Here is a 15,955-nt window from a genome sequence, read left to right as displayed (position 1 = left end):
ATGCCCCTTGCGACGACTCGCTTCCTGACCATATGGTCAAGGTTAAAAGCACCACAACCTGACCAACCGGTCAACGATTATCTTGGAGGCCATGACCGAAGTCGAACGCATATCGAAGCGCGGCGCGATCCGGCAGGAAAACGAGGCGCGGATCCTGGCGGCGGCCGAAAAGGTCTTTGCCGAAGCCGGTTTCGGCGGCGCGACGATGCAACTGATCGCCGACATGGCCGGGCTGCCCAAGGCCAACCTGCACTACTATTTTGCGACGAAGGAAGAGCTTTACCGCAAGGTGGTGCAGCAGATCTTCGAAATCTGGTTGCACGCCGCCGACAGCTTCGACAATGCGCCCGGACCGGTCGAGGCGATCGGCGCCTACATTGATGCCAAGATGGAAATCTCGCGCCGTCATCCGTTCGGCTCAAAGGTCTGGGCAAGCGAGGTCATGCACGGCGCACCGGTCATCCAGGACTACCTGGAAACCACGCTGCGCGACTGGACCGCCGGACGGGCCCGATTGATCCAAAAGTGGATCGACGAGGGCAAGATGGCGCCCATCGACCCCAACCACCTGCTTTACATGCTTTGGGCGACAACGCAGCATTACGCCGACTTCGGCCATCAGATCGAGACGCTGAACGGCGGGATGCCGCTTTCAGATCAGCAGTGGAAGGCGGCGAAGGCCAGCGTCAAGACGATCATCCTGCGCGGGATCGGGGCGCTGTAATCGCTCACGACTGAAAACGACCGTGCGCCGTGTCGCTTTTCATTCAACAAGCGTCGGGCTGACCTTTCAAGAAAACGGTGCCTCTGGCAGATAGGGTCCAATCATTTGACCCGAGGAGTCGGCCCATGAAAACCCATGTCAAAGCCCTAGTCGTCGGCGGCGGAGCCGTCGGCTGCGGGATCGCCTATCACCTTGCGAAAGCCGGATGGGACACGATGCTGCTGGAGCGGGACGAGCTGACCTCGGGCTCGACCTGGCACGCCGCCGGCCTTCTGCCGCTGTTCAACATGTCCTACGCGACGACGCACATCCACAAGTACTCGGTCGACTTCTACAAGACGCTCGAGGCGGAAACCGGCCTGAACGCGGGCTTCGCGGTCGTGGGCAACCTGCGCATGGCGCAGACCGACGCGCGGATGGACGAATACATGCTCTATTCGTCGGTCGCAGAAACCGCCGGGGTCTACCATGAATTCCTGACCCCCGCCCAGATCAAGGAGCGCTGGCCGCTGGTCCGGACCGAGGACCTGAAAGGCGCGCTCTTCCACCCGCAGGACGGCTACATCAACCCCGCCGACGTGACCCAGGCCATGGCCAAGGGCGCGCGCCAGCTGGGCGTCACGATCGAGCGCAAGTGGCAGGTGGACGGCTACCGCTGGACCGGCTCCGAATGGATCGTCTCGGTCACGAAGATGGTCGAAAAGGGCGGCAACCTTGTGCCCGGCGAGGAAACTGCTGAAATCCACGCCGAACACGTCGTCACCGCCACCGGCAACCACGCTCAGCGCACGGCCCGCCTTCTGGGCATCAAGATCCCGGCGATCCCGGTCGAGCACCAGTACATCGTCACCGAGCCCGATCCGGCACTTCAGGCCTGGCGCGCCGCCGGCAACCCGGAGCACCCGGTGCTGCGCGACGCCGACGCCAAGTGGTATGTCCGCGAAGAGCGCGGCGGCTGGATCCTTGGCCCCTATGAAAAGGGCGCCCCGGCGCGCTTCCTCTACGACGTGCCGGAATCGTTCCGCGCCGACCTCTTCCCGCTCGACCTGGAGCGGATCGAGGAAGAGTACATGTCGATGATCCACCGGATCCCGACCTCGGAAACCGTGGGTCTGAAGGACGACTTCAACGGCCCGATCTGCTACACGCCGGACGGCAACCCGCTGGTGGGCCCCGCCCCGGGCCTGCGCAACATGTGGCTGGCCGAAGGCTTCAGCTTCGGGATCACCGCGGCGGGCGGTACCGGCTACTACCTGGCGCAGATGATGGTCAACGGCGAAGCCGAAATCGACATGGCCTCGCTTGACCCCAAGCGCTACGGCAGCTGGATGACGACCGAATATGCCGCGCGCAAGAACGAAGAGTGCTACGACCACGTCTTCGTTCTGCACCACCCGGACGAAGAGCGCGAAGCCTGCCGCCCGCTGCGCACCGCGCCGGTCTATGACCGCCAGAAGGCGCTTGGCGCGCAGTTCGGCCAGGTGAACGGCTGGGAACGCCCCAACTACTACGGCCCGAAGGACGCGCCCGCGTCGTTCGACCACGATTCCCGCTCGTTCCGGCGCGGCGCCTGGTGGCAATACGCCGTCGATGAAGCCAAGGCGATCCGCGAGACCGCCGGCCTGATCGACGCGACCGCCTTCACCAAGCACACCGTGCGCGGACCCGGCGCGACGGCGTTCCTAGACTGGTTCACTTGCAACAAGCTGCCGGCGATCGGCCGCATCAACCTGACCTACGCGCTGACGTCGGCAGGCACGACGCGGACCGAATACACCATCGTCCGCAACGGCGAGAACGACTACTACCTTGTCTCCGCCGGCGCCTGGACCGCGTATGACGCGGACTTCCTGCGCAAGTCGGCCGAGGACTTCATGGCGAACGGTGGCGGCCACATCGATATCAACGATGTGACCACCCAGTGGGGCGTCTTCGCCATCGCCGGTCCGAAGTCGCGCGACATCCTGAAAGAGATCATCAAGGACGCAGAGCCGGAAACCGCGCTGTCGAACAAGCGCTTCCCCTGGCTTTCCGCCCGCAAGATCGAGCTGGGCATGTGCCCGGTCAACGCGATCCGCGTGGCCTACACCGGTGAGCTTGGCTGGGAACTTCACCACCCGATCGAGATGCAGCGCTACCTTTGGGACCTGCTGCTTGCGGCGGGCGAAAAGCACGGCATGAAGCTGGTCGGCGCGCGCGCGCAGAACTGGCTGCGCCAGGAGAAGTCCTACCGCGCCTTCGGCACCGAGCTGGGCCGCGACGCCACCCCGGCGGAAGCTGGTCTTGACCGGTTCATCGACATGTCGAAGGACTTCCACGGCAAACAGGCGATGATCGACACCGGCGTCCGCGCGATGTGCGTCACGCTTCTGATCGACGGTCCGTCGGACACCGATCCGTGGGGCAAGGAAGCGCTGCTGCTGAACGGCGAGAAGATCGGGCGCTTGACCTCGGGCGGCTACTCGGTCGCGTTCGGCAAGCAGATCGGCATGGGCTACGTCCGTCCGGATCTGGCCGCCGTCGGCACCAAGCTGAAGGTGCGGATGCTGCGCCAGGAATGGGATGCCGAGGTCGTCGAGGACAGCCCGTTCGACCCGAAGAACGAGCGTATCCGCGTCAACGGCTGATCCGGGGCCGATCGTCCGGGACGGAGAACTGGAAAGGGGCCGGGAAACCGGCCCCTTTCGCGTCAGAGCGTGGCCGCCGCCAGCCAGGCCTGCCAGGCGGCCTCGCTTCCGGCAAAGGCGTTCAGGTCGACCTGCCCACGCACGCCGGGAACAAGCCCGGTGCCGGTATACTGCCAGAAGGTCCAGTTGCGGTGGCCGAAGGTGTCATGCGGATGCCCCGCGACCGAGCGAAGCCAGAACGGGTAGTTGCCCAGCCGCCAAAGCTGGTTCTGTTCCCAGAAATCGACCGTGGTGTAGATGATCGGCGTCTTGCCCCAGGCCAGCCTCACCGTATCCAGAAAGGCTTGCGCCTCGGCCCTGACGGTTTCGGGATCAGGACGGCGCGGGCAGTTGCGCGACTGGGTCCACTCGATGTCCAGCACTGGGGGCAGCGTTCCCGCGCGTGGCGGCGCGTTTTCCAGGAACCATCGCGCCTGCTCTGCCCCGCCGCGGCAATGATAATAGAAATGGTAGGCGCCAGCCGGAATGCCTGCCGCCGCGGCGCCCCGCCAATGGTTGTCGAAAAGCGGATCCGCCACATCCCCGCCCTCGGTCGCCTTGATGAAGGCGAAGCCCACGCCCGAACCCGCCACCCTGTGCCAATCGATCGCCCCTTGCCAGCGCGACACGTCGATACCGTGCACAGGATAGGTGTCGGGCGCGTTCTGGCGCCAAGCGTAGGGATCGGCATCGTCGAACCGGCTGGGAATGCCGTGCGGATGGCCGCCGCCGCAGCCGACAAGCGTCACGGCGGCAATGGCTGCTGCTACAAGGCTGGATACTGCCCTCATGTCTGCCTCACGCTGTTCTTCGCGTTTGGCATCATCATAGCGGAAATCGACGACTCTGTCACCGTCGACGAAACCCCGTTCAGGCCGCGAGTTCGTCCCAGCAGGCAAGCGCGTGAGCGGCGTACATCACGCCTGGCCCGCCGCTCATCTGCACCGCCATTGCCAGTACGTCACCCAGTTCCTCTCTCGTGGCGCCCGCTTTCATCAGCGCCTCGACGTGGAAGTTGATGCAAGGCTCGCAGCGCAGCGCCACGGCCATGCCAAGCGCCACATATTCCTTTTCCTTGACGCTGAGCGGACCGTTGTCCTTGACTGCCTTCGACAGCGCGGCAAAGCCGCCCATCGCGGCTGGAACGGCCTTGTTCAGGACCCGCAGCTCGCCACGCATTTCATCAATCTCTTCCCGATAGCTCATGATCACTCCTTGCTTTCGGGCCGGAGTTCCACGTCATGCCGCCGTTCGCCTTGATCAAGGTCAATCCATTCCGAAATAGGAATGTGATGTCGCCTCACCCCTGCCGCCGAAAGATGAAGCACATGTTGTTGGCGGGCATCTGCTCGACCGCCACCAGATCAAGCCCCGCTTCGCTGGCCGACCGAATGACCCAGGTGTCATCCTTGTAGCCGATCTCGGGATCCTGAAGGCGCAGATCGGCGTCAAAGGCGATGTCGCCTTCGCTTGTGAGCCTTCCCTGCCGGCGGAAGGGGCCGTAGATCACCGCCGTGCCGCCCGGCGCCAGGGCCTGGCCGATCCCGCCCAGAACCGTCTTGGCCTCTGCGGCGCTGATCAGGTGCAGAAGGTTCGCCACCAGGACCAGGTCCTGCCCGGCTCTGGCCGCCCCCCATCCGGGTGCGGAGACGTCGAGAAGCGCGGGCTCGGCCAGGTTCGCCAGGCCCGCCGCGTCACGCCAGGCCGCGATCGAGGCAAGTGCCGCCTCGGCACCATCCGTGGGCTGCCAGTTCAGATCGGGAAAGGCCGCGGCGCAGGCGGCCGAATGCTGCCCTGTCCCCGCGGCAAGTTCCAATGCGCGTCCACGTGCCGGCGCATGGCGATGCAGAACGTCAATGATCGCCCCGGCGTTTCGTTCGGCAGACGGCGCGAATAGCCGTGCGTCACCGCCTTTGGCAGGGGTCGCATAGCCAAGCTTCAGCCGGCGCGGCGGCATCGTCAGGCGAACCGTGCGGGCGACAGCCGCGCTGTCGCCGCGATACCGATTTCAGGCGTACAGCCCCCGATCAGATCGGCGATATGGCGGCTGGCCGCGGGGCAGGTCTGAAAACCGTATCCGCCCTGCCCTGCCAGCCAGTAGAATCCCTTCGCCACCGGATCCTCGCCGATCACCAGAACGCGGTCGGGCGAAAAGGTCCGCAGCCCCGCCCAGGACGCCAGAAGCCGCGTCACGGGTTCGGTCACGAATTCCTCATACCGCGCAAGGCCTTCGGCCAGCACCATGTCGTCGGCCCACGCGTCGTGCGGATCCATCGGATGTTCATCGGCCGGCGACACGATCAGCGCCCCGGCATCGGGCTTCATGTACCAGGTCTCGCCCGCGCCGAAGATCATCGGCCAGCGCGCGACGTCCTGGTTCGCCGGGCCCGGGATACGCACCATCGATCGACGGTTGGGCTGAAGGCCAAGGGGCTTGACACCCGCCATGCGCGCGATGCCGTCCGCCCAAGCCCCGGCCGCGTTGACAAGGATGCGCGCGGTCATGTCGCCCTGGGCGGTGACGACGCGCCAGCCCCCGGCCAACCGTTCGATGCCGGTTACGGCAAGCCCCGTCTCGATCCTCGCGCCGTTGGCACGCGCCTCGCGCGCGAAGTTCTGGATCAGAAGATCCGTGTCGATGTCGCGCGCCGCGTCTGTATAGGCCGCCATCGCCACGCGATCGGGCGACAGGATCGGCACCATGGCTCGGGCTTCATCCAAGGTTATCGGGGCCAGGGCCATCGCGCCGGCCTCTGCCGCGAACACGGCGTCGTCACCGGCGCCCCCCACGATCATCAGGCCGCGCGGCGACAGCACGCCGCCATTCGCCTCGGCAAGGTAGGCGCCGCTTGCCCGGGTCAGATCGGTCACGGCGCCGGTGCCATAGCCCGGTTCATAAAGCGCCGCAGACCGGCCCGAGGCGTGCCAGGCCAAGGCGGATTCGGCCTCGGCCAGCACCACCGAGCCCAGATGGGACAGGCGCGCCGCCGCGGAAACGCCCGCGATTCCACCGCCGATGATCAGAATATCGGTAAGCATGGCGGCACCATGTCACCGCGCGCGGGAAAGAAAAAGGGGCGTCTAAACGGCCCTTGCAGAAATCTTCGCAAGCCGTTTTCCGGGGTTGATTCCGAACTCACCGCGGCATGTCGAACCACTCGCTGGGTTGCCGATTTCAGTCCAACAGCCCCCGCCCCCGCAGCAGCGCCTCGACTCCGGGCATCCGGCCCCGGAACCCGATGTAGAGCGTTTCCGCCTCTTGCGAACCGCCCGCCGACAGCACCCATTTCTCAAGCCTTTCGGCCGTCGCAGGATCAAAGGGATCGCCCGCCTCCTCGAAGGCCTCGAAGGCGTCGGCATCCATGACCTCGGACCACATGTAGCTGTAATATCCAGCCGAATAGCCATCGCCCGCGAAGACATGCGCGAACTGCGGAGTCGCGTGGCGCATGCGGATCGCCGAGGGCATTCCGATCCGGTCCAGAACCTTGGCCTGGGCGGCCATCGGATCCTCGGGCGCGGCCCCTTCGTGGAAGGCCAGATCGACCAGGGCCGAGGCCACGTATTCCACCGTGGCGAACCCCTGATCGAAGTTCCGGGCCGCCAGAAGACGGCTCAGCATATCCTTCGGCATCGGCTCGCCCGTCCGGACATGGCGCGCGTGGGTCTCGATCACCTCGGGCACCTCCAGCCAGTGCTCGTAAAGCTGGCTGGGCAATTCGACGAAATCGCGGGCGACCGATGTCCCCGAGATCATTTCGTAGGTCACGTCCGACAGCATCTGGTGCAGCGCGTGTCCGAACTCGTGGAAAAGCGTCCGCGCGTCGTCCCAGGACAGAAGCGCGGGTTCCCCCTGCGCGGGCTTGGCGAAGTTACAGACGTTCACGACGACGGGGCGCACCTCGCCCCCAAGCTTGCGCTGTTGGCGGAAGGCCGAACACCAGGCGCCCGAGCGCTTGGAGGGCCTTGCGAAATAGTCGCCAATGAAGACCGCCATGTGCCGCCCGTCGCGCGTGACCTCCCAGGCGCGGGCATCGGGGTGGTAGAGCGCTACATCCAGCGGCCGGAACGACAGGCCGAAAAGCCGCGACGCGCAATCGAAGGCAGCCGCGATCATCGCGTCGAGCGACAGGTAGGGCTTCAGCGCCGCCTCATCCAGCGCGTGGTCCCGCGCCCGCCTCTTTTCCGCGTAGTAGCGCCAGTCCCAGGGTTCGAGTGCGCCGTTGATGCCCTCGTCGTGCATCATGCCGGTCAGAACTTCGGCGTCTTCCATCGCCTTTGCCCGGGCGGGGTCCCAGACCCGCATCAGTAGATCGCGCACGCGGTCCGGGGTCTTGGCCATCTCGGTCTCAAGCTTGTAGGCGGCGAAACTGTCATAGCCCAAGAGCTTCGCCCGCTCTTCCCGCAGCTTCAGAATTTCGGCGGCAATGGCGCGATTGTCGGTGGCGCCCCCATTCGCGCCGCGCGCCGTCCAGGCCTCATAGGCCTTCTCGCGCAGGGCGCGGCGCGACGAAAACTGCAGGAAAGGAACGATCAGCGACCGGCTGAGCGTCACCACATGGCCTTCGCGCCCGCGTTCTTCCGCCGCGGCGCGTGCGTTGGCCACAACGAAGTCGGGCAGGCCCTCCAGATCGGCGGCCTCAAGTGGCATGAACCAGTCGCGTTCGTCGGCCAGAAGGTTCTGCGTGAACTCGGTGGACAGGACCGCAAGGCGCGCCTTGAGCTGGGTCATCCGGTCCCGCGACGCGCCTTCAAGCCTGGCACCCGCTCGGACGAAGCTGCGCCGGGTCAGGTGCAGCACGCGCGCCTCTTCGGCAGCCAGACCCAGACTGTCGCGCGCCTGCCACAGCGCCTCGATCCGGGCAAAGAGCCGTTCGTTCATCGTCACTTCAGAGGCGAAGGTTGAAAGCTTCGGCGCCAGATCGCGCTGAAGCGCCTCGCGCGCGGGCGTGCTGTCGGCGCCGACAAGGTTGTAGAATGCGCCCGCAACGCGCGACAGTGTTTCCTCGGCCAGTTCCATCGCGGCGATGGTGTTGGCAAAGCTCGGCGCATCCGCGCTTTCGGCGATCGCGGCGATATTGGCCCGGGCCTCGGCCAGCGCCGCGTCGAAGGCGGGTCCGAAATCTTCATCCCGGATCGCGGCGAACGGCGGAAGGGCGAAGTCTCCGGTCCAGTCGGAAAGCAGCGGATTGGTCATCAGGGATCTCCTTTACACCCGCAAGCTATGGGGGCCCGTGGCGAATTGCCAGAGCGTCCGCCGTTCCGACAGTCAGGACCCGCAGTCAGGCCGGTCCGACGCCGCTACCGCAGACCGCACAGTCCGGGTTGCGCTTGAGAGATATCCCGCGCGCCTCGGCGTAAAGCGCGTCGTAGATCAGCATCCGACCACGCAGCACATCGCCCGCGCCGGTGATCTCCTTTATCGCCTCTACGGCCATCATGGCGCCGACGACCCCCGGCAGCGCCCCCATCACCCCCGCGACGGCGCAGGCGGGCGCAAGGCCGTCGGCTGGCCGGTCCGGAAAGATGCAGGCGTAGCAAGGGGCGCCATGCGCGGGGTCGTAGATGGAAATCTGCCCCTCCCACTGGGTGATCGCAGCCGAGATCAACGGTTTGCCCGCCGCGACGCAGGCCGCGTTCACCATGTAGCGGGTGTCGAAATTGTCCGATCCGTCCAGGACAAGATCATACTCGTCGAACAGGGCGGCCGCATCTTCCGCGGACAGTCGCCGGTTGTAGGGGCGCACGTCAATGAAGGGGTTGAGCGCCTTCATCGCCGCCTCGGCGGAAAAGACCTTGGGCTGGCCGATGCGGGCATCGGTGTGGATGACCTGGCGCTGGAGGTTCGAGGATGAGACGGTATCATCGTCGACGACACCGATCGTCCCGACACCTGCGGCGGCCAGGTAAAGAAGCGCGGGCGATCCCAGCCCCCCGGCGCCCACGACAAGAACCTTCGCCCCCTTCAGCCGCTTCTGGCCGGGTCCGCCGACCTCTCGCAGGACGATGTGGCGGGCGTAGCGGTCCAGTTCGGCGGGGCTGAAAGTGCCGGGCCGGGCCGGCGCATCCGGAGCTGGACGCGCGCGCGCGCGGATCGCGGACAGGGCCGCGCGGTAGAGAAGGATCAGGATAACGCCGCCGCCCGCGACCAGCCAGTGCCCGAAGCTGCCGCCGATGGCGCGTGTCAGGGCATGGTCACCCGGCAGGGCAAGGTGAACGATCATGACCGCGACCCAAAGCGTGCCGAGCATGACCCAGACGATGCGCGCAGGCAGCCGCAGCGCAAGGCCGAAGCCCACCATCGCCGCCGCTATCAGGAAAACCGTCATGCCAACTCCCACCAATCACGACCTGACCAGAGGTCCTTCATGCGCGCCCGGTAGAGCCGAACCCGCCCCCTCCGCGAACCGTCTGTCCCAACGCGTCGGCGGCCTCGAACCGGGCCTGAACGACGGGGGCGACGATCATCTGCGCGATCCGCTCGCCATGGCCGATGACGAAGGGCTCTGACCCGAGATTGATCAGCAGTACCCCCAAGGGCCCGCGATAGTCGCTGTCGATCGTTCCGGGCGTGTTCGGCAGGGATATCCCGTGCTTCAAAGCCAGCCCCGAACGGGGACGGATCTGCGCCTCGTAGCCTTCGGGGATTTCCACCCGCAGGCCCGTCGGCACCACCGCCCGCTGCATCGGGGCCAGTTCGAACCCCATTACCCGCAACTCGGGTGGCAGGTTCGCGCGAATGTCGGCGCCGGCCGCGCCGGCGGTTTCGTAGGATGGCAATTGCACGGACGGATCCGCCCAGTCCTCTCGCATCACCCGGATCACCGGCACCATCGCCTGCCCCCTTCATTCCCGATCGACATCGCCCGCCGCCAGGTCCCAGCCTAGACATCCGCCCCCAGGACCGAGGCGATGCGCGCGGCAAGCCGCCGCGCGACCTCGTCCTTGGGGAGCCTGGGCCATTCTTCGCCACCCGCCGCGGTGATCAGCGTCACCGCGTTCTCCTCCCCGCCCATGATCCCCGTCGCGGGGGAAACGTCGTTCGCGACGATCCAGTCACAGCCCTTGCGGTCACGCTTTGCGGTGGCATTTGCGATGACGTCATCCGTTTCGGCGGCAAATCCGATCACAAGCGCCGGGCGTCCGGTCGCCATCTTCGACACGGTCGCAAGGATGTCGGGGTTTTCTGCGAATTCAAGCGCGGGCGCCCGACCCGTCCCGTCCTTCTTCATCTTCGACCCCGCCGCGTTATCCACACGCCAGTCGGCCACGGCAGCCGCGAACACAGCAATGTCTGCGGGCAGCGCGGCCTCGACTGCCGACAGCATCTGTCGCGCGGTTTCAACCCGCACCACCTCGACGCCGGTCGGGGGCGGAACGCTGGCGGGGCCCGTGACGAACGTCACCTTCGCGCCAAGGTCCCGCAGCGCCCCGGCGATCGCCGTGCCCTGCGTGCCCGAGGACCGGTTGGCGATGTAGCGAACCGGATCGATCGGCTCGTGGGTCGGCCCCGAGGTCACAATGACGTGGCGCCCCTTCAGCGGCCCCTCGCCCAATGCCGCCTGCACCGACGCCACGATTTCCAGTGGTTCTGCCATGCGGCCCGGGCCGAATTCACCGCAGGCCATGTCCCCTTCGTTCGGACCGCAGAAAAGCACGCCGTCACGCCTGAGCAGGGCGATGTTGCGCTGGTTCGCCGGGTGCAGCCACATCCGCACGTTCATCGCCGGTGCCACCAGCACCCGCTTGTCCGTCGCCATCATAAGAGTGGACGCCAGATCATCCGCGTGCCCCCCGGCCATCTTCGCCATCAGGTCCGCGGTCGCGGGCGCGACGACGACCAGATCGGCGGAACGCGACAGTTCGATATGGCCCATCTCGGCCTCGTCCGTCAGGTCGAACAGGTGGCGAAAGCATTTCGTCCCGGCAAGCGCGCCCGCCGACAGGGGGGTTACGAACTCCTCCGCCGCCCGGGTCAGGACCGGCGTCACCGAGGCGCCGCGTTCGCGCAGCCGCCGGATCAGGTCCAGCGACTTGTAGGCCGCGATGCCGCCGCCGATCACCAGAAGGATACGCTTGCCCGTCAGCATCGGCCCTCTCCCTTGCCTGCATCAGGATTAGGCCCGGGGGCGCGGGATGACAAGCCGCGGCATGGTTCACGATCCGTGATGCGCGGCGCCACAAATCATCGCGTGCGCACCGCGCGCGCCGTGGCTAGGGTGCGCCGAACAGGGAGATTCAGATGACCTATGAACTTGCCATCGGGGACCGCAGCTATTCAAGCTGGTCGCTCAGGGGCTGGCTTTTCTTCGAGAAGTTCGGAATCCCGGTCAAGGTCCGCACCTGCGTGCTTTACACCGACCAGGTGCAGCGCCTGCTTGAGGATTTTGCGCCCGCGCGGCTGGTGCCCGCTGTCCGCACCCCGGAGGGTGAGGTGATCGGCGAAAGCATCGCCATACTTGAGACCCTGGTCGAACGGCACCCCGATGCGGGTCTCTGGCCCGATGATCCGGCCGCCCGGATCATGGCGCGATACATGGTCGCCGAGATGCACGCGGGCTTCACGGCGGTTCGCGGTGACTGCGCCATGAACCTGTTGAAAAGCTATCAGGACAGCGCCCCGCGCGCCGAGGTTCTGGCCGACATCGCCCGGATCGAGCTGATCTGGTCCCGCGCCCGCGATCGGTTCGGCGCAGGCGGCCCCTGGCTTTTCGGTCGCTACACCGCTGCGGATGCGTTCTTCGCCCCGGTGGCCACGCGGATCGCCACCTACAACCTGCCGGTTTCAAAGGCGGCGCAGGACTATGTCATGACGCATCTGACGGATCCGTCCTTCCGCCGCTGGCGGGCCATGGGACAGGCCGAAAACCTCGTGCAGCCCAGCTACTACAAACCCTATGCCGAACGCCCCTGGCCCGGCCCGACGCCCCTGAAGGCGGAAGCTTGCAAGGGTCCTTCGCTCAATGAAGCCTGCCCCTATTCCGGCAAGCCGGTCAGCCACTTCCTGCGTCTTGAGGGGCGGGTCTGGGGGTTCTGCAACGCGTTCTGCCGTGACAAGACGATGCATGATCCCGAGGTCTGGCCGAAATTCATGGAGATGTCGGAGGCCAGCGCGCCACGTTAACCCTTTCTAAACCGTCGCGCCGCTACCGGTTAACCATTCGATAGCGGAGTTGGAACGGATGGTTGCGCGCACCTTCACGGTGGCCTTCGAGGGCGTGGAGGCGCGCATCGTCGAGGTACAGTGTGCCGTCGCGAACGGGCTTCCGGCCTTTTCCATCGTCGGCCTTGCCGACAAGGCCGTCAGCGAGGCGCGCGACCGCGTGCGGTCCGCCCTTACGGCGCTCTCCATTGCACTGCCCTCGAAGAAGATCACGGTGAACCTCTCGCCGGCCGACCTTCCCAAGGAAGGGTCGCATTTCGATCTGCCCATCGCGCTGGCGCTGCTGGCGGCAATCGACATCATCCCGCGCGAGGATGCGGAGCGAACCGTCTCGCTGGGCGAATTGTCGCTGGACGGCCGGCTGGTCGCAGTCGCGGGCGCGCTTCCCGCCGCGATGGCGGCGGCGGAAGAGGAACGCTGGCTCCTCTGTCCCAAGCCCTGCGGGCCGGAGGCGGCCTGGGTCACGGCGACGCCGGTCTTTGCCGCCGCCTCCCTGGCCGAGGTGCTGGGCCACTTCGCGGGCCGGTCTCCGATCACCGTCGCGACCCCAGGGGAAGTGCGGGCCGCATCCGGCACGCGCGACCTGCGAGACGTGAAGGGTCAGGAACGCGCGAAACGCGCGCTCGAGATCGCCGCGGCGGGCCGGCATCACTTGCTGATGGTCGGCACGCCGGGGTCAGGCAAGTCCATGCTTGCCGCACGCATTCCCGGCATCCTGCCGCCTCTGTCCCCGGTCGAGGCGCTGGAAACCTCGATGATACATTCGCTTGCCGGGCTGCTTGACGAGGGCGGCATCAGCCGCACCCGCCCCTTCCGGGAGCCTCACCACACGGCATCCATGGCGGCCATCGTGGGCGGAGGGCGCGGCGCGAAACCGGGCGAGATCAGCCTTGCGCACAACGGTGTCCTGTTCCTGGACGAACTGCCGGAGTTCCCACGGCCCGTGCTTGAAACCCTGCGCCAGCCGATCGAAACGGGGGAGGTCGTCGTTGCCCGCGCCAACGCCCATGTGCGCTACCCCTGCCGCTTCCTGATGGTGGCAGCCGCCAACCCCTGCCGCTGTGGCTACCTGTCGGACCCCGCCCGCGCCTGTCCGAAAAGCCCCCTGTGCGGGGAAGACTACCTGGGGCGGCTGTCTGGGCCTTTGATGGACCGGATCGACCTGCGGGTCGAGGTGCCGCCGGTATCCTTCACCGATCTGGACCTGCCGGCGACGGGGGAAAGCTCCGCCGATGTTGCCATCAGAGTGTCAGCAGCGCGGGAAATCCAATCGGCGCGGTTCAAGGATCACCCCGACATCCGCGTCAACGCCGAGGTAGAGGGCAGGCTGCTGGAAGAGATCGCCGAACCGGACCCGGAGGGAAAGGACCTGCTTCTGAAGATCGCCAAGCGCTTCGGCCTTTCGGCGCGCGGCTACCATCGCGTTCTGCGCGTCGCGCGCACCATCGCGGATCTGGATCGCTCAGGCACGGTTCGCAAACCTCATGTAGCCGAGGCGGTCAGCTATCGCCTGACGCTCGCCAGATCGCTTTAGCGCAGTTCCGCCGCCATCGCCGTCATGCCAAGGGCATTCCTCAGAAAGCCGCAGGCCACGCGCAGCGTTTCATCGGCCTCGGCCAGACGCCCTGCGAAGATCGGCCACGCGTGGGGGCAGGCACGTCCGATGTGCAGTTCCGTCCGCACGCCTTCGGACTTGAGGCGCGCGAAAAGCCGGGCGCTGTCGTCGAAAAGCCCCTCGGCATCCGAGACTGCGAAGAAAACCCGCGAACAGCTTGGAAAATCGGCAAAAAGCGGCGAAGCGCGTGGATCCTCCGGGTCGTGCGGCCCCAACGCCATGCGCATCAACTCATCGAAGCGCTCGAACGGCAAAAGAACTTCGGTTCCGGCATTCTTCTGGATCGACGCGCCGGACCCGGTCATGTCGGTCAGTGGCGAAAAGACGATCGTCGCGGCGGGTGGCATGCCCTCGCGGCACAAGTCGGCGAGCAGCGACAGGGCGAGCCCGCCGCCAGCGCTGTCGCCGCCAAGCGCGATGTCGCAAGGGCTTAGACCGTCGTCGATCAGCGCGTCCCACGCGGCACGCGCATCGTCCCAGGCCGCAGGGAAGGGATGCTCTGGCGCAAGCCTGTAGTCGGGGGCGCAAACCTCGATACCGGCGCCACGCGCAAGATGCGCCAGCATCCCGCCATGCGTGCGGGGCGATCCGGCGACAAACCCGCCGCCATGGAAATAGAGCAGGACCTTGGCCGCCGGTTCAGGTGGCGTGAACCGGACAGCGGGTGGCGTCATGCCGCAACCCTCGCTTCGCCGAATCGCCACGCCGCGCGGGCGGGCAAACGCGAGGCGTGCAACGATCTCGAAGGCTGCGCGGGCGCGGGTGGGCTCTGACTGTCGCCGCAGCGAAGGCTTGACGATCGACTTGAGCCCCGCGTTCAGCAGCCTGAGCCTGATGCTCACCGCCCCGTCCGCCGCGCCTCGATCACCTCCCAGATCATCCCGGCGGCATTGGTTCCATCGAAACGTTCAAGCTCCTGGATGCCGGTGGGCGAGGTCACGTTGATTTCGGTCAGCCAGTCGCCGATCACGTCGATGCCCACGAATACCTGGCCCTTTTCGCGCAGCGCGGGCCCGATCGCGGCGCAGATCTCGCGGTCGCGCTCGGTCAGACCTACCTTTTCGGGCCGCCCGCCCACGTGCATGTTCGACCGGGTTTCGCCCTCGGCGGGCACGCGGTTGATCGCACCCACCGGTTTGCCGTCCACCAGGATGATGCGCTTGTCGCCCTTCACCACGGCAGGAACGTATTTCTGCGCGATCAACGGTTCCCGGTTGATACCGGCAAACAGTTCGTGCAGCGAGGCGAGGTTGCGGTCGTTCGGATCAAGCCGGAAGACACCCGCGCCGCCGTTGCCATATAGCGGCTTGAGGATGATGTCTCCGTGCTCGGCCTTGAAGGACCGGATTGTCGCCAGGTCACGGGCGATCAGCGTCGGCGGGGTGAGGTGAGGGAAATCGAGCACCAGCAGCTTTTCCGGACAGTTGCGCACCCAGAAAGGGTCGTTGACCACCATCGTGCCGGGGGTCAGCCGTTCGAGCATGTGGGTGTTGGTGATGTAGCTCATGTCGAAGGGGGGATCCTGGCGCAGCCAGACGACATCCCAATCGGCCAGATCCACCTCGGTCTCCTGACCCAGGGTAAAGTGATTGCCCCTTTCCCGGCGCAGGGTCAGCGGCCATCCGCGCGCAAGGATGCGGCCTGCGCGATAGGACAGGCGGTCGGGCGTGTAGTAGAAAAGCTCATGCCCGCGCGTCTGGGCCTCAAGCGCGATGCGAAAGGTGGAGTCCGCGTCGATGTTGATGGGTCCGATCGGATCCATCTGGATTGCTACCTTGAGTGCCATG

The 15,955-nt window shown here is 66.2% G+C and carries 14 protein-coding genes; 4 read left to right on the top strand and 10 right to left on the bottom strand.

Going from position 1 to position 15,955, the window contains the following annotated elements; genetic code table 11:
• Positions 1–91 precede the first annotated feature (91 nt).
• Both OEW28_RS16245 and OEW28_RS16240 read left to right on the top strand, forming a co-directional pair.
• Entirely contained in the window at positions 92–724 is a 633-nt protein-coding gene (locus OEW28_RS16245) for a TetR/AcrR family transcriptional regulator (protein WP_263735856.1), read from the top strand.
• Between the two features lie 125 nt (positions 725–849).
• A complete protein-coding gene (locus tag OEW28_RS16240; RefSeq protein ID WP_263735854.1) occupies positions 850–3,351 on the top strand; it encodes a GcvT family protein in 2,502 nt (833 codons plus the stop codon).
• A 62-nt stretch (positions 3,352–3,413) separates the two neighbouring features.
• Here the strand turns inward: OEW28_RS16240 and OEW28_RS16235 are convergent, their stop codons facing one another.
• From OEW28_RS16235 to coaBC, 8 genes are all read right to left on the bottom strand, one after another.
• Positions 3,414–4,181 carry a GH25 family lysozyme gene (locus OEW28_RS16235; protein WP_263735853.1) on the bottom strand — a complete coding sequence of 256 codons (768 nt, stop codon included), beginning with the start codon at positions 4,179–4,181 and terminating at the stop codon, positions 3,414–3,416.
• Between the two features lie 79 nt (positions 4,182–4,260).
• Entirely contained in the window at positions 4,261–4,596 is a 336-nt protein-coding gene (locus tag OEW28_RS16230; RefSeq protein ID WP_263735852.1) for a carboxymuconolactone decarboxylase family protein, read from the bottom strand.
• A gap of 94 nt (positions 4,597–4,690) precedes the next feature.
• Positions 4,691–5,347 carry a class I SAM-dependent methyltransferase gene (locus OEW28_RS16225; protein ID WP_263735851.1) on the bottom strand — a complete coding sequence of 219 codons (657 nt, stop codon included), beginning with the start codon at positions 5,345–5,347 and terminating at the stop codon, positions 4,691–4,693.
• A gap of 2 nt (positions 5,348–5,349) precedes the next feature.
• On the bottom strand, positions 5,350–6,429 hold the full coding sequence (locus tag OEW28_RS16220; protein ID WP_263735850.1) for an NAD(P)/FAD-dependent oxidoreductase: 1,080 nt from the start codon (positions 6,427–6,429) through the stop codon (positions 5,350–5,352).
• Between the two features lie 136 nt (positions 6,430–6,565).
• Positions 6,566–8,587 (bottom strand): M3 family metallopeptidase, encoded by a 2,022-nt coding sequence (locus OEW28_RS16215; RefSeq protein ID WP_263735849.1) that lies wholly within the window; start codon positions 8,585–8,587, stop codon positions 6,566–6,568.
• Positions 8,588–8,672: 85 nt separating this feature from the next.
• Positions 8,673–9,719 carry a HesA/MoeB/ThiF family protein gene (locus OEW28_RS16210; protein WP_263735848.1) on the bottom strand — a complete coding sequence of 349 codons (1,047 nt, stop codon included), beginning with the start codon at positions 9,717–9,719 and terminating at the stop codon, positions 8,673–8,675.
• 37 nt (positions 9,720–9,756) lie between these two features.
• On the bottom strand, positions 9,757–10,224 hold the full coding sequence (dut, locus tag OEW28_RS16205; protein ID WP_263735847.1) for a dUTP diphosphatase: 468 nt from the start codon (positions 10,222–10,224) through the stop codon (positions 9,757–9,759).
• 50 nt (positions 10,225–10,274) lie between these two features.
• Positions 10,275–11,480 (bottom strand): bifunctional phosphopantothenoylcysteine decarboxylase/phosphopantothenate--cysteine ligase CoaBC, encoded by a 1,206-nt coding sequence (gene coaBC / locus OEW28_RS16200; RefSeq protein ID WP_263735846.1) that lies wholly within the window; start codon positions 11,478–11,480, stop codon positions 10,275–10,277.
• 152 nt (positions 11,481–11,632) lie between these two features.
• On the opposite strand from coaBC, the gene OEW28_RS16195 reads away from it, so the two are divergent.
• Positions 11,633–12,514: a glutathione S-transferase gene (locus OEW28_RS16195; protein ID WP_263735845.1), complete on the top strand. Its 882-nt coding sequence runs from the start codon at positions 11,633–11,635 to the stop codon at positions 12,512–12,514.
• 58 nt (positions 12,515–12,572) lie between these two features.
• Complete coding sequence (locus OEW28_RS16190) at positions 12,573–14,087, top strand: YifB family Mg chelatase-like AAA ATPase (protein WP_263735844.1); 1,515 nt, start codon at positions 12,573–12,575, stop codon at positions 14,085–14,087.
• On the opposite strand, the gene OEW28_RS16185 is transcribed toward OEW28_RS16190, so the two are convergent.
• Together OEW28_RS16185 and gshB are read right to left on the bottom strand one after the other, a co-directional pair.
• Complete coding sequence (locus OEW28_RS16185; RefSeq protein ID WP_263735843.1) at positions 14,084–15,010, bottom strand: alpha/beta hydrolase; 927 nt, start codon at positions 15,008–15,010, stop codon at positions 14,084–14,086. The two genes, OEW28_RS16190 and OEW28_RS16185, sit on opposite strands and share 4 nt — an antisense overlap.
• Entirely contained in the window at positions 15,007–15,954 is a 948-nt protein-coding gene (gshB, locus tag OEW28_RS16180) for a glutathione synthase (RefSeq protein ID WP_263735842.1), read from the bottom strand. Before gshB ends, OEW28_RS16185 begins: the two co-directional genes overlap by 4 nt.
• Position 15,955: the final 1 nt, after the last annotated feature.

The sequence above is a fragment of the Albidovulum marisflavi genome (genome assembly GCF_025751435.1).
Lineage (GTDB): Bacteria > Pseudomonadota > Alphaproteobacteria > Rhodobacterales > Rhodobacteraceae > Albidovulum > Albidovulum marisflavi.
This window is presented reverse-complemented; position numbering and strand designations above follow the sequence as displayed.

What these genes read in the sequence shown, in the direction of transcription:
- OEW28_RS16245 (WP_263735856.1), top strand. Translation starts at nt 92, where the DNA reads ATGACCGAAGTCGAACGCATATCGAAGCGCGGCGCGATCCGGCAGGAA.
- OEW28_RS16240 (WP_263735854.1), top strand. Translation starts at nt 850, where the DNA reads ATGAAAACCCATGTCAAAGCCCTAGTCGTCGGCGGCGGAGCCGTCGGC.
- OEW28_RS16235 (WP_263735853.1), bottom strand. Translation starts at nt 4,181, where the DNA reads ATGAGGGCAGTATCCAGCCTTGTAGCAGCAGCCATTGCCGCCGTGACG.
- OEW28_RS16230 (WP_263735852.1), bottom strand. Translation starts at nt 4,596, where the DNA reads ATGAGCTATCGGGAAGAGATTGATGAAATGCGTGGCGAGCTGCGGGTC.
- OEW28_RS16225 (WP_263735851.1), bottom strand. Translation starts at nt 5,347, where the DNA reads ATGCCGCCGCGCCGGCTGAAGCTTGGCTATGCGACCCCTGCCAAAGGC.
- OEW28_RS16220 (WP_263735850.1), bottom strand. Translation starts at nt 6,429, where the DNA reads ATGCTTACCGATATTCTGATCATCGGCGGTGGAATCGCGGGCGTTTCC.
- OEW28_RS16215 (WP_263735849.1), bottom strand. Translation starts at nt 8,587, where the DNA reads ATGACCAATCCGCTGCTTTCCGACTGGACCGGAGACTTCGCCCTTCCG.
- OEW28_RS16210 (WP_263735848.1), bottom strand. Translation starts at nt 9,719, where the DNA reads ATGACGGTTTTCCTGATAGCGGCGGCGATGGTGGGCTTCGGCCTTGCG.
- dut (WP_263735847.1), bottom strand. Translation starts at nt 10,224, where the DNA reads ATGGTGCCGGTGATCCGGGTGATGCGAGAGGACTGGGCGGATCCGTCC.
- coaBC (WP_263735846.1), bottom strand. Translation starts at nt 11,480, where the DNA reads ATGCTGACGGGCAAGCGTATCCTTCTGGTGATCGGCGGCGGCATCGCG.
- OEW28_RS16195 (WP_263735845.1), top strand. Translation starts at nt 11,633, where the DNA reads ATGACCTATGAACTTGCCATCGGGGACCGCAGCTATTCAAGCTGGTCG.
- OEW28_RS16190 (WP_263735844.1), top strand. Translation starts at nt 12,573, where the DNA reads ATGGTTGCGCGCACCTTCACGGTGGCCTTCGAGGGCGTGGAGGCGCGC.
- gshB (WP_263735842.1), bottom strand. Translation starts at nt 15,954, where the DNA reads ATGGCACTCAAGGTAGCAATCCAGATGGATCCGATCGGACCCATCAAC.